Annotated in this window: 10 protein-coding genes and 2 pseudogenes; 11 read left to right on the plus strand and 1 reads right to left on the minus strand. The window is 38.4% G+C overall.

Going from position 1 to position 12,881, the window contains the following annotated elements; all coding sequences use genetic code 11:
• Window positions 1–399 precede the first annotated feature (399 nt).
• A pseudogene (locus AB1471_RS10475) lies at window positions 400–735 on the plus strand (transposase); the annotation flags it as partial.
• 56 nt (window positions 736–791) lie between these two features.
• Entirely contained in the window at window positions 792–1,364 is a 573-nt protein-coding gene (locus AB1471_RS10480; protein WP_367779709.1) for a DUF6241 domain-containing protein, read from the plus strand.
• A 341-nt stretch (window positions 1,365–1,705) separates the two neighbouring features.
• Here AB1471_RS10480 and AB1471_RS18345 read toward each other — a convergent pair.
• Window positions 1,706–1,877 (minus strand): annotated as a pseudogene (locus tag AB1471_RS18345) (GntR family transcriptional regulator); the annotation flags it as partial.
• 611 nt (window positions 1,878–2,488) lie between these two features.
• Here AB1471_RS18345 and AB1471_RS10485 point away from each other — a divergent pair.
• From AB1471_RS10485 to AB1471_RS10525, 9 genes are all read left to right on the plus strand, one after another.
• Window positions 2,489–3,898 (plus strand): MurT ligase domain-containing protein, encoded by a 1,410-nt coding sequence (locus AB1471_RS10485; RefSeq protein ID WP_367779710.1) that lies wholly within the window; start codon window positions 2,489–2,491, stop codon window positions 3,896–3,898.
• Window positions 3,895–4,626, plus strand: coding sequence for a type 1 glutamine amidotransferase (locus AB1471_RS10490; RefSeq protein ID WP_367779711.1), 732 nt, complete (start codon window positions 3,895–3,897; stop codon window positions 4,624–4,626). The genes AB1471_RS10485 and AB1471_RS10490 overlap by 4 nt, the downstream gene beginning before the upstream one ends.
• 855 nt (window positions 4,627–5,481) lie before the next feature.
• Window positions 5,482–5,688 carry a hypothetical protein gene (locus tag AB1471_RS10495; protein ID WP_367779712.1) on the plus strand — a complete coding sequence of 69 codons (207 nt, stop codon included), beginning with the start codon at window positions 5,482–5,484 and terminating at the stop codon, window positions 5,686–5,688.
• Between the two features lie 171 nt (window positions 5,689–5,859).
• Window positions 5,860–7,446, plus strand: a complete 1,587-nt coding sequence (locus AB1471_RS10500) for an ATP-binding protein (protein WP_367779713.1) — start codon at window positions 5,860–5,862, stop codon at window positions 7,444–7,446.
• Window positions 7,447–7,458: 12 nt separating this feature from the next.
• Window positions 7,459–8,130, plus strand: a complete 672-nt coding sequence (locus AB1471_RS10505; protein ID WP_367779714.1) for a response regulator — start codon at window positions 7,459–7,461, stop codon at window positions 8,128–8,130.
• A 154-nt stretch (window positions 8,131–8,284) separates the two neighbouring features.
• Complete coding sequence (locus tag AB1471_RS10510) at window positions 8,285–9,295, plus strand: tripartite tricarboxylate transporter substrate-binding protein (protein ID WP_367779715.1); 1,011 nt, start codon at window positions 8,285–8,287, stop codon at window positions 9,293–9,295.
• 73 nt (window positions 9,296–9,368) lie between these two features.
• A complete protein-coding gene (locus AB1471_RS10515; protein ID WP_367779716.1) occupies window positions 9,369–9,827 on the plus strand; it encodes a tripartite tricarboxylate transporter TctB family protein in 459 nt (152 codons plus the stop codon).
• A gap of 16 nt (window positions 9,828–9,843) precedes the next feature.
• Entirely contained in the window at window positions 9,844–11,343 is a 1,500-nt protein-coding gene (locus tag AB1471_RS10520; protein WP_367779717.1) for a tripartite tricarboxylate transporter permease, read from the plus strand.
• A 16-nt stretch (window positions 11,344–11,359) separates the two neighbouring features.
• The gene (locus AB1471_RS10525; protein WP_367779718.1) at window positions 11,360–12,739 is read left to right on the plus strand and encodes an SLC13 family permease; all 1,380 of its coding nucleotides are present in this window, start codon (window positions 11,360–11,362) and stop codon (window positions 12,737–12,739) included.
• The last annotated feature ends 142 nt before the right edge of the window (window positions 12,740–12,881 follow it).

Here is a 12,881-nt window from a genome sequence, read left to right on the forward strand (position 1 = left end):
AATATACGGGTTTCTCCTTTTTGTTAGGGTATCTAATATTTATAAATATGCCTTTTACACAACCGATAAACTTTCTATTTCACAGCCTTCTAAAATTATCTTTTAAAGGGAAGATCACTTCTGGATAGGATAAGTCAGTAAGTCAAAAGATATTGGAAAGAAATTTTAACATGGAGATTAGCAGAAATTCATAAATTAAATAGTGTCTTCGAAGAGTATTCTCGAAGGCATTTATTTTCCAGTTTCATTATTATCTAAAGTGTCAAGAATTGCATAACCTAAAGCCTGTCTCGTTCACTCGAGATGGGCTTTTTTGATATTACGGAACACATAATTTCCTAGAGTTGAATATTGAATTCATATTTTTTAAGTCAATTAATAGGATGAATAAAGAGTAGCTTGAATCAGCTTCATACGGATCGCGGAAGTGAATTCAAGAATAAATTGATTAGATGAAGCCTTAGAAACATTTGAAATCAAGCGTTCTTTGAGTATGAAAGGGTGCCCATACGATAACGCGGTTGCGGAGGCTACATTTAAAATCATCAAAACAGAGTTTGTGAAAAAACGTCACTTCGAATCGATAGCCCACTTAAAGAGTAACTATTTGATTATGTGAACTGGTTTAATGGAACAAGGATTCATGGAGGATTAGGCTATTTGAGCACAAGAGATTACAAGAATTTACACCCTAAAAAAACTGTCTATTTTAGTGTTGACATACCCGCTAAATAACGTAAGTCAGTAAATACATAGCTGTAACTGAAAAAAATAATGAGGGAGGCTGTTTGGTGTTTAATTTTACGTTTAAGGTTATCTTATTATCTGTACTTATTATTGTGTTGGGTATCGGAGTTTTGTTTTTAACTGTGAAAAATAGGACAGTAAGTGAAACAGAGTTACCGCAACACATTGCTGACATTGTTGCACAGACGGATGATAAAACGTTACAGAATAATATTGAAGTGATAAACTTTGGTGTAGATGACACTGTTATAAAAGATGAAGTTACTGATGATGTGGTGCAAAACGTTATACATGGGATGTCTCATCAAAAAGTTGATGCAGAAGAAAAATGGGCTAGTATGAATATATTAATGACGGAGAAACGGATTGAAGTCTTACGTGAACAAGTCCGTGAAAATGAGGATCACTTAACGCATTATGATCTTTATATGGACATACTTGATCGGTGGGGGATAGGAGATTTTTCACAAGCAGATTACGACCATAATCTTATTTGGGACTTACAAGGTGGTATAGTTGGTGAAGCAGAAGGACTATTAAGTGAGAAGGCTGAGTACAATTACATTCTTAATTTGTATTGGGATGAATTAAAAGGGATGATAAAAAAACTGGATTAACATCTGTGCAGTACTTCATTGATTTAGAAGCAAAGGATGTTTTAGAACTGTTTGAAACATATATTACAGGTAATCCAAAAGGTGCAATTTGTGTGATTTTTAAAGATTATTCTAAAAGTAAAGCATTTAAATTAATTTGTAGAAATAAGAAATAAGTATATTTTTGTTAAATTATTTCTTTTTTATAGTAAGAGGTTATTTTAAAAGCAAAAAGCCTGCTAAACCGAATATGGCTGATTTAATACCATTAAAACAAAAAGTAGAATAAAAGCAAGTAACCCTAAACTTATACCTGCAAAAATCCCTTTATATGGAATTTAATAAATGAATTATTCCTACAAAAGCTCACGATACACCTTCTGAATCGTATTCGGATTGATTGTCAACTCCTGTCAAGAGACCGTACCGACGGCAGCTGATCATCCTCACTTAAAACTTCTCGCATCATCAACATCTTCAACTGTTCATCAACTGCTCATAAATAGTGACTCGACTTTTCGTTTCTAACGTCAACGTCAGCAACCTCCTAACCACAAAGAATGCACCATCTGTATTACGTTAGCAATATAGTTAGTCAAGAGTAATTTATTGAAATATTTTAGTAAGTGGGGTATGATAAGTGATTATGAACTCCAAAAAAAGCGATGTATTATCACATGTTCATTTTGATCTTTAGTCATTTAATGTCTTGTATCACTATATCTAGTGAGTTGTCATTTATAAGAGATTTCATTTTTTAAAATCTAGAACAAGCAAATAAAATAGATAAATAGGGAAACCCCAAGACAAAAGAAAAAAAGAGAGATACTTGGCGTTAGAAAGGTAAATAAAGAGAAATATGTGTCGTATTTTTTGGGAAACTCTCTTTAAAACAAGGAAGTAATAAAAAATTTTTTAAAAAACACACGTAAAACGTAAAATTCACATGAAACACACATGACAATTTATAATTAGTTTTAGCCTAACCAAATTGTTAATTGAAAAACAAAAAAGGGGGAGAATAACATAAAAACTATTACTCTTCTAACATTGCCATTAAGTCTAGGAATTGCATTGGCGAATATTTCGACAAAATTATAGTTAGATGTACAAATCACCTTAGGAATGAAAGGAAGAATTGCTGTATGAATAATCAACAAGAGTCGACAAAAATTAGAGCGGCAGAATCTGCGAATGATCAGGGAGCAATCGGGAAGTTCCCAAAAACGAGAGCAGTCATGGCGATTTTAAGCGCCAAGATAGCCAAAAAAGGGAGTCAGTTACTTGGAAAAGGTGGAGGGAACATCCCTGGGGTAATCGCACGGAAAGTGGATCGTCGCATATTAACGAAACTTGCCAACCAAGTCGAAACTACCATTGTGCTCACGGGAACCAATGGAAAAACTACCACTAGTAATCTACTCGCAGCGATTTTACATGAAACTGGAAAACCGGTCATTCATAACGCCCTAGGAAACAATCTCCTTTCAGGAGTGACTGCATGTTACGTGGATAGTGCCTCTATTAATGGCAAGTTGAATCAACCCTATAAATATGCTGTCATGGAAATAGATGAGAGCAACATTCCTCTCGTCTTAAAGGAACTCACTCCAACGTATGCCTTAGTTACTAATTTTTCTCGAGACCAGTTGGGTCGCGTGGGAGAAATAGATTTACTCGTTGAAAAAGTTAAAAAAGGAATCCAGCCCACTCCCGCCACACTCGTGTTAAATGCAGATGACCCCCTTGTGATGCGAATGGAGAGTCTTGAGAATCCTAAAGTTCATTTTGGCATTCATCCGAACGCCTATGACTTTGAATCGTTTAGCATGGCTGAGTCGAAATTTTGTCCTGATTGTGGAAACGAATTAACTTACGACCATCTTCATTATGGACATTTAGGGTTGTTTCATTGCACGTGCGGCTTTAAACGACCGACCCCTTCATATGAATGCACGCATATTGAAGAAGGAGATCTTTCCTTTCGGGTAGATGAACAGCTGTATCAACTGTCCATTGAGGGCGTCTACAATGTGTATAACGCACTCGCTGCCATCGCGGTGGCACGTGAACTGGGGATCGAAGAAGAAGTGATCGCTCGGGGCATTATGAATTATCGTTCTTCCAATGGACGGATGGAACGGTTTAACATTAACGGGGGGGCGCGCTTGCTCAATTTAGTAAAAAATCCTGTGGGTATGGACACTACCTTGTCTGAAGTGATTAAAGAAAAACAAGCCAAACAATGGGTCTTTGCCTTTGACGAAAAAACCCACGACGAAGACATTTCATGGATTTGGGATACGGACCTTGAACGAATCGCGAAAACCGAGTATACGCGTCTCATTTGTTGTGGCAACCGTGCACAAGAAATGGCGTTGCGTCTTAAATATGGAGGGGTGGACGAATCGTCTATTGTCGTCATTGAAGACAAGAAACAAGCCATGGAGGAATCCTTCAGAGAAGCTACGCCCACATATTACGTACCTACTTATACGGCTTTATCCACTGTACGAAAGTACTTACAAAAAAACAACGAAGGTGAGAAAAAATGAATCTAACCCTCTTTCACTTTTACAGTGATCAATTAAATTTGTACGGCGATCGAGGTAATGTGATCGCACTAAAGAAACGAGCTGAATGGAGAGGCATTACCCTCGATGTCGTTGATGTGAAAGCCGCCAGTGCGGTAGATTTAACAAAAGCAGATGTCTTACTTATCGGCGGGGGACCTGATCGACTACAGGCCCTTTGTACGGATGATCTACGAGGCATTAAAGGAGAGTTTAAACAGGCAATTGATGACGGAGTGAGTGCCCTTACCATTGGCGGAGGATATCAGCTTTTAGGAGAGTATTATGAATTACCTGATGGAAAAAAACTCCAAGGGCTTGGCGTGTTGGATTTTTACACCCATTCCCCTTCTTCTGGTCCAAGGGAGCGGCTCATTGGCAATATCTTACTTGAATCGCCTCGCTTTGGCCGCATAGCGGGCTTTGAAAACCACGGAGGACGCACGTATCATGACTATGAAACCTTGGGTGATGTCGTGGCAGGTCATGGAAACAATGGAAAAGATAAAAAAGAAGGGCTTCTCTATAATAATTTGATCGGGACATATCTGCATGGACCTGTTCTTCCGAAAAACCCTGCCTTAACCGACTTTTTACTCGAAGCGGCGTGGAAACGAAAAACAGGAAACCCCCTTCCTCCCTACGAGCAGAACGAACTAGAAAACGCTGCGAACCGCCACCTATGGGACGTACATGAAAAGAAAGTGTGAACCTAATCTAAATGTGAACTGAACCTATAAAATGGACAGTTTAATAAATTTGACTAGGTAGCTAAGAGATGACCTCGTGACTCGGGGTCATCTTTTTAATTCCCATTGATATAGATGTTGATTGTATTCTTCGATATATAAGTCAGTTAATTCCTTTAATCCCCATAAACTCTTGCATCCTTTATATTCGACTTCATCTATAAAATGATCAAAGAAGGGTTCGATCGGAGCTTATTCCAACAATTTCATTGTGAAACTGATTTGGATGTAGTAGCTTCCTTAAACTTTTCTATCGTCTTTTTATAAACAAGATCTATTTCGGAAACATGATAAGCAATTATTTCATTCGTACTTCCAGAACACACACTATATTTCGACGGTGTTCTACAAAATAGAGAGATCAGAAAAGATAAGTCCAATTACCTAAAATAATGGGTTTTCTTTTAATAACGATTGTTACCGTAGATTATTACTTATAGGTAGATAGGTGTATATGTTAGAGTAGCTTCAGAGTTTTGACAATTTACAACGTTATGAGGTTTGTATTATATAGAGAGAACCCTATTGATAATGGGTCCTATCGAACTTTATAGTTTATAGTTTCTCATATACATATCTCAAAATAGATAAGTAAGATTAACGTTGGAAATTCATGTTTTCCTTGATTCTCCCCCACATTGTAACGTTCTAGAGTTTGCCATAATCATTTCTACGTCGTACTATACTTGACAAATACGACGTGGAATTTTCACCTCATAACATGATTGGTATCTTTCAGGACGATATCGACACCGCTATTGATAATTTTAATTTATAGTAATTGTGAAAAAAAGACCGACAATATGACGGTCTCGCTTGAGAGAAAAATTACTCCTTCATTCCGTTGACTTTGATGAACCTCTAGCGATTCTAATAGATCATCGGACAATTGAAAAGGAACTGTTTGAGATGATAGATAATTATAGATTTGAAAACTGGTTTAGTAATCGTTTTGAAGCAGTTGTTAATCTGATTAATAAGGGATTTGAAAAGATAGAGGAAGAAAATAATAACGATGAATAACCCCTCTCCAAATGGTTAGGGGTTTTCTTCGAAAAATTTGATTAAAATTGGTAAATATCAAATTTTTAGGTTAATTAATAAGAGAAATGTCATAATCCTATTTCGATGTGTGAACTTTTTAAATTATGATATACTAAAATAATCAGAAAAAGTCGAATTTAGGGGAATCTCATGTTTCAAAATCTCTCTCTTCAGACAAAAATTATTTTACTTAACGTCACGATTATTTTAGGCATTACGATTGCGATCAGCATTATTCTTGGCTATAAAGAGATGCAAGATACAAAAGAAAATATAGGGTCACGTGCGCTCGAAGTGGCGACGACGGTCGCGATGATGCCCAGTTTAATTAAAGCGTTTGATGATGAAGACCCTTCTCTGGTCATTCAACCAATCGCAGAGCACGTACGCTCGATAGTGGAAGCTGAGTTTATTGTTGTAGGGAATGTAGAAAGTGTACGTTATTCACATTCTGATGAAAGTAAAATTGGACAACGGATGATTGGTAGTGATAATGCCCAAGCATTAGTAGATGAGGAGTATTATATTTCGGAAGCGGTAGGATCTCTTGGACCAAGTATGCGCGGAAAAGCGCCAGTTTTTAATGAAGCTGGCGAAGTTATTGGGGTCGTTTCGGTCGGCTATATGATAGAGGATATTCAATTAATGATTACTCGAAATATAATTGAAGTCATCGTTTTTTCGTTCATTATTTTATTATTAGGATTAACCGGTAGTATTTTTCTTGCGAGGAATATTCAAAAAGATACAATGGGATTAGAGCCCCGTGAAATTTCAGCTTTATACCGTGACCGAGAAGCGATTTTATCTTCGATTATTGAAGGGGTCGTGGCGCTTGATCGTGATGGTCGGATTACGACAATGAATCAATCGGCGGAGAAAATCTTAAATTTAGATAAACGTAGTGTTAATAAGCATATAGAAGAAGTCATTCCAAATGTAAGAATGAAAGAAATGCTTAAAATCGGTGTGACGACTAAAGATGAAGAGATGTTGATTGGGAACAAGATGCTTATAATCAATCGTACGTTGATTCAAGATGATGGCAAAGTTGTCGGTGTGGTAGCGAGTTTTCGGGACAAGACGGAAGTTGAGGAAATGTTGAATACGTTATCAGAGATTCAACAATACTCAGAAGGGTTGCGTGCTCAAACGCACGAATACACAAATAAGTTGTATGCTATTTCTGGTTTATTGCAGCTTGGACAATATGAGGAAGTAATCGATTTAATTCAAGAAGAGACAAACGATCATGAATATCAGATGAGGCATATGCTCGATCAGATCCAAGACAAAAAAGTGCAGGCGATATTATTAGGTAAATTAGGAAAAGCTTCGGAACTCAAGGTAAAGTTACATATCGATGAAAATAGTTCGCTCAATGAGTTGCCCAAGCATATGAATATCTTAAAAATCATTAATATTTTAGGGAATTTACTAGATAATGCGATTGAAGAGGTGGCTTCGTTACCCAAAAAAGAGGTGCGTTTTTTTATCACTGACGTAGGGAATGACATTGTAATCGAACTAACGGATAGCGGGAGAGGGATACCACCAGAAGATATAAATAAATTGTTTGAACAAGGCTACTCCACAAAAGGAAAACAAGATCGTGGGTATGGATTGTCCATTGTGAAGAGCGCCATTGATGCGCTACAAGGATCCATTGAAATTCATCAAGAGAGACAAGGAGGCACGGTTTTTACGGTGTATTTACCAAAAGTTGTGACACAATAGGGGGATTGTGGAATGATTCAGGTGTTGATCGCGGAAGATGATTTCCGTGTAGCAGGTATACATGAACAGTTTTTAGCGAAAGTCCAAGGGACAAATTTAGTAGGAAAAGTCACCAATTGCGCAGAGACCATTGCGTTTGTGAAAGAACATGCGGTAGATCTAGTATTACTCGACAACTATATGCCCGATGGAATGGGTGTGGATTTAATTGAAGAGATTCATGCAAATAATGAAAAGGCGGATATCATTCTTGTTTCTGCTGCAACTGAAAAACTGTACATGGAGAAAGCCATTCGAAAAGGTGTGAAAGATATCATTATTAAACCTGCCAGACTCGAACGGTTTGTTGCTACGATTAAGCAATATAAAGAGGAAAGAGCAACTTTTGAAGAAGTGAGTGAGATAGACCAATCATTTCTCGATCGTTATTTTGGATTTGTGGGAGAACGAAAAGAGAAAAAAATATCGCATAAAGGGATTGACCCATTAACACTCGAGAAAGTGAAAGAAATATTGAACATTTCTCCTGATGGGACGTCGGCTGAAAAAATGGGAGAGCTAATGGGTGCATCTCGTACAACAGCAAGACGTTATTTGGAATATCTGGTTTCAGTTGACTATTGTTATGCAAAGCTCTTTTACGGAATCGTTGGACGACCAGAACGTCATTATTATGGGAAATGAGGTAACTTATCTTCGGATAGGTTATTTTTTTTGTGGTTTTTATGAACAAAATAAAATCAATGAATTTTAAGAAACTTAAATTGTAAACGGTTACATTAAGAAGATACAACTATATAATTCTAGTTATGAATTTAATAGATGGGGGATGTTTTACATGAAAAAGAGATTGTTGTTCTTTGTTATGATTTTATCTGCATTCGTACTGATGGCTTGTAATAGTGATAACGCAGGCGATGGTGACACTTCTGAAGGAGGTGCGTTTGAACCTTCTAAGCCGATAGAAGTCGTTGCTCCATCGGGTGCTGGTGGCGGATGGGATACTGCTGCACGTGAGGTTGTAAAGACATTTGGAGAAACAGGAATAATTGATGAGAATATGGCGGTCATTAATAAAGAAGGTGGGGGTGGTGCCATTGGTTGGGCATACGTTCACCAAAAAAATGATAGCCCTTACAATTTGTTTGTTTCTTCACCACCGATTATGTTCGTTCCATTAAATGGTCAATCTGAATATGGTCATGAGGATTTTACTCCACTTTCCAATCTCATTGCGGATTACGCTGTATTTGCAGTAAATGAAGATAGTGAATGGAACGACTTAAACGACTTATTTGAGTCGATGAAAGAAGATCCAGAAAGTGTCACAGTCATAGGTAACTCTTCACCTGGTAGTATGGATCACATGCAGTTCATACGAATTGCAAAAGCAGGTGGTGTGGATGTGACAAGAGTAAATTATGTATCCGAACAAGAGGGTGGAGCATTGACGGCATTATTAAATGGAAGTGTCGATGTGTATTCAACTAGTGTGTCGCAAACGGTTGAACAAGTGCGTGCAGGAAACGTTAAAGTATTAGCGGTTACTTCTGAAGAGAGATTAGAGGGAGATATCCTATCTGATTTCCCGACCGCTATTGAGCAAGGGATTGATGCGACATTTGTAAACTGGCGCGGATTCTTTGGACCTCCGAACATGGATCAAGCAGCAATCGATTACTACGAAGCAAAATTCCAAGAGCTGAGTGAATCTGAAGAATTTGCGGAAGTTCGTAAAAGATATGGCTGGGATGAGATGTATATGAACAATGAGGAATATAAAGTGTTTTTGGATGAAGAGAAAGAATCGATTAAAGAATTGCTGGATGAGATCGGGCTAGGAGAGTAATTCTTCTTTAGAAGATTAAACTATTTGGATGTCCAATTAGTTTAATCTTCTCTATTGATTGGGAGGGGTTTTGATGTTAAAGACAATGAATCAACGAATTGGTTTGGTGTTATTTTTACTGGCGGCTAGTTACTTGTTTTTAAGTTATCAATTGCCTTCGTATCCGTATACAGCCATTGATGCAGATGTGATTCCAAAGGGGCTTGGGTGGTTACTACTTGTGTTGTCCGTATGCTTATTTTTTTCAAGAGCAATCGAAACAGATGCGGAGAAAGAGAAGAGAGCGATTCCTAAAAAGGAAGTGCTTGTGTTAGTTACAGTCTTTGCAATGATTTTTGTATATATTTTATTATTTGAACTCATTGGTTTTGTCATCATGACGGCGCTATTTATCTTCGTATGTTCGTGGTTTTTAGGGTATGACAAATGGAAAACAAATTTGATCGTGTCTATTTTATTCCCAGTGGCGTTATACGGTATTTTTGTCTTTGCATTAGGAATTGTGTTACCAAAAGGAATCTTACCTATTTAGAGAAAGGAGACTTGTGATGGATGCATTCCAAGGTCTATGGACTGGATTTCAGGTCGCTTTAAGTATAGAAGGCATTATGTTTGTGTTGATTGGTGTTGTTGTTGGTACACTGATTGGGATGATGCCAGGTCTGGGGCCGATTAGTGCGATAGCTATTATGATCCCCATTACATATGGGATGGACCCTGCCCCTGCACTTGTCATGATGGCGGGTGTGTATTATGGAGCTGTATTTGGTGGATCAACGTCTTCCATTTTGTTAAATGCACCAGGAATTGCAGGTACGGTTGCCACATCATTTGACGGCTACCCCATGGCTAATAATGGTCAGGCCGGTAAGGCACTCGCCATAGCTGCAATCTCATCCTTTATAGGTGGTACGATCAGCGTCATCTTGCTGATGATGCTCGCACCAGCGTTATCAAGCATCGCCATTTCGTTTGGACCACCGGCGTACTTTGCGCTGATGTTAATGGGGTTATCGGCGATTTCAAGTTTATCAGAAGGGTCAACAATTAAAGCACTTATCTCTGCAGTTGTTGGATTTATGGTCGTAACAATTGGTATTGACCCGCAAACAGGTACCCAACGATTTACCTTTGACAGCGTTAATTTATTAGATGGATTCGACTTTCTGATCATTGCGCTAGGGTTATTTGCGATAGCGGAAGTATGTATGTTGGTGTTGAACCGACGAAATCGCTCTCTCAGTGATAGTCAAAAGCTAGGGAGTTTGAAATTGTCAAAGTCGGATTTAAAAGAAATGAGTGGACCAGTTACTAGGCAGTCCTTTGTTGGATTTATCCTTGGGGTGCTACCAGGTGCCGGTGCAACGATTGCTTCCTTTATTAGTTATATTTTTGAAAAACGAATTTCGAAAAAACCAGAGGAATTTGGAAAGGGATCGATCAAAGGTGTAGCTGCTCCAGAAAGCTCGAACAATGCGGCGACGAATGGTGCCTTTGTTCCTCTACTAAGTTTAGGGATCCCGGGTTCTGGTACAACAGCTGTGATGCTAGGGGCATTTTTAGTACTCGATGTACAACCGGGTCCATTGCTCATGACGGATCGACCAGAAATTTTCTGGGGGATTATTGCAAGTATGTACATTGGGAATGTGTTTTTATTGATTTTAAATTTACCACTCATTCCGTATTTGGCCAAAATTTTAAGTATTCCACGACCGATGTTAATTTCACTTGTAATTATGTTTAGTTTAATCGGTGTGTATTCCATAAGTTTTAACGTATTTGATTTGTACATGTTATTGGTATTTGGTTTGATTGGGTTCTTGATGCGGATTTATTCGTTCCCTGCACCGCCATTCATATTGGCGTTTATTCTAGGAGGTATGATGGAGCAGTCATTTAGACAGTCAATGACCATTTCAAATGGTGATTTGAGTATTTTTGTAAGCAGTCCTTTACCATTGACCTTGATCATTATTTCATTGTTGTCATTTTTGGTTCCGGGAATCCTAAAGTGGAGAAAAAATAGATACATATCGAAAGTCTAGGAAGGATTTGAGGTAGATGGTTCGAAAAAGAGTTCATTTGCTTCTATTCTCCCTACTTTTGTTCGGTATATTGTGGTGGTGGCAATCAGGCCTTCTAAGCGACTTTTCAGTAGAACAACGGTGGACATTGGGCTTGTTAGCATTTGCCATTTATTTGTGGACGGTAGCCCCATTGCCAATAGGTGCATCAAGTATTCTTTTATTAGCTTGCATTTTAGCTTTTCAGTTAGTCCAAAATCCAGATGAAGCATTCGTCGGATTTTCATCAACTGCGCTGTATTTTATCTTGATCTTGTCGCTCGTGAGTCAAGCTTTAGTGAGAGCTGGCGTAGACCAAGTATTCGTTAGAATTATTTTGAGGTTAAGTAAAGGTGGTGCGAAGAGCATTTTGCTCGGAATGCCACTTTTGATTATGGTCATGCCAATCTTTTTGCCATCTGCTGTGGCCCGGTTCAAGATTATGCTTCCGTTGATTGAGCGGATGAATACCCATTATGGTTTTGGGGCATATAGTTTTTTTCGGAAATATAGTATGTATGTGATTGGCATGATGAACCAGAAATCGACGATGGTGGTGTTCACTGGTGGTGGATTTACGATTTTAGCGGCACAGTTGTTGCAAGACTTTGCACATGTAAATCTCAGTTGGTTGGACTGGTTTCTTCGAATAGCACCTCCATTGTGGTTGTCAATGATCCTAATTAGCGTGATCGTCTGGTTTTATTTTAAAAAAACAACGAGCGATGAGGTCATTTTAGGTCATGCTAGAGAAATTGAGTCTGAAGAAGTCTTGCCTGAGAAGTTTTGGGTAACGATGGTGCCGTTTGTAGTAATGATTCTATGTTGGATGGTTGTGAGTCAAGACTTCGTGCCGCTCATTTTGCCACCCATGCTGCTCGTGGCATATTATGCATGGCCGAAAATTGGATGGATAACAAACGGACTAATCCGCACATATGATTGGGAGAACTTTTTATTACTTGGAGCGTCTTTTTCACTTGGGATAATCATTGAAGCCAATGGAACAGCACAAGTGCTTGCGGAGCAGTTGCTTCAGTTGTTGCCAGTAGGTGCCGGGGATTTGACGAAGATTGTGTTCATCGGGATATTTGTATTTGTGCTACGGTTCATGTTTGTCGTCCCATCGACAGCGATGATTGTGATATTTCCAATTGTCATCTCTTATGCAGAAATTTTGGGGTTGTCGGTGACAGCTCTTGCGCTTTTAGTAGTGATGATTATCGGAGGTGTCATGATATTGCCGATTCATTCACCGACGACATATTATGCCTATGAGACAGGTGTGTTTACGAAGAAAGAACAGTATACAATTGGGGTAATCACGAGTGTGGTAATTGTCAGCGTGGCTGTATTGTGGGCATATTTCATATGGTGAATGGAGGAAAGTTGAATGTGATTCAATACCACGACTACGAAGCCCTAGACGAAACAATCGAAAAAACCACCGCGAAAAGTATTACAAAAGGTAAACGACTAGCACCGAGATGACTCATCTTAGTGCTAGTTTTTTAGTAGAT

The organism is Jeotgalibacillus marinus, assembly GCF_040801915.1.
GTDB classification, from domain to species: domain Bacteria; phylum Bacillota; class Bacilli; order Bacillales; family Jeotgalibacillaceae; genus Jeotgalibacillus; species Jeotgalibacillus marinus.

Coding starts and splice junctions, on each gene's coding strand:
- AB1471_RS10485 (WP_367779710.1), top strand. CDS start 2,489: ATGAATAATCAACAAGAGTCGACAAAAATTAGAGCGGCAGAATCTGCG.
- AB1471_RS10490 (WP_367779711.1), top strand. CDS start 3,895: ATGAATCTAACCCTCTTTCACTTTTACAGTGATCAATTAAATTTGTAC.
- AB1471_RS10500 (WP_367779713.1), top strand. CDS start 5,860: ATGTTTCAAAATCTCTCTCTTCAGACAAAAATTATTTTACTTAACGTC.
- AB1471_RS10505 (WP_367779714.1), top strand. CDS start 7,459: ATGATTCAGGTGTTGATCGCGGAAGATGATTTCCGTGTAGCAGGTATA.
- AB1471_RS10510 (WP_367779715.1), top strand. CDS start 8,285: ATGAAAAAGAGATTGTTGTTCTTTGTTATGATTTTATCTGCATTCGTA.
- AB1471_RS10515 (WP_367779716.1), top strand. CDS start 9,369: ATGTTAAAGACAATGAATCAACGAATTGGTTTGGTGTTATTTTTACTG.
- AB1471_RS10520 (WP_367779717.1), top strand. CDS start 9,844: ATGGATGCATTCCAAGGTCTATGGACTGGATTTCAGGTCGCTTTAAGT.
- AB1471_RS10525 (WP_367779718.1), top strand. CDS start 11,360: ATGGTTCGAAAAAGAGTTCATTTGCTTCTATTCTCCCTACTTTTGTTC.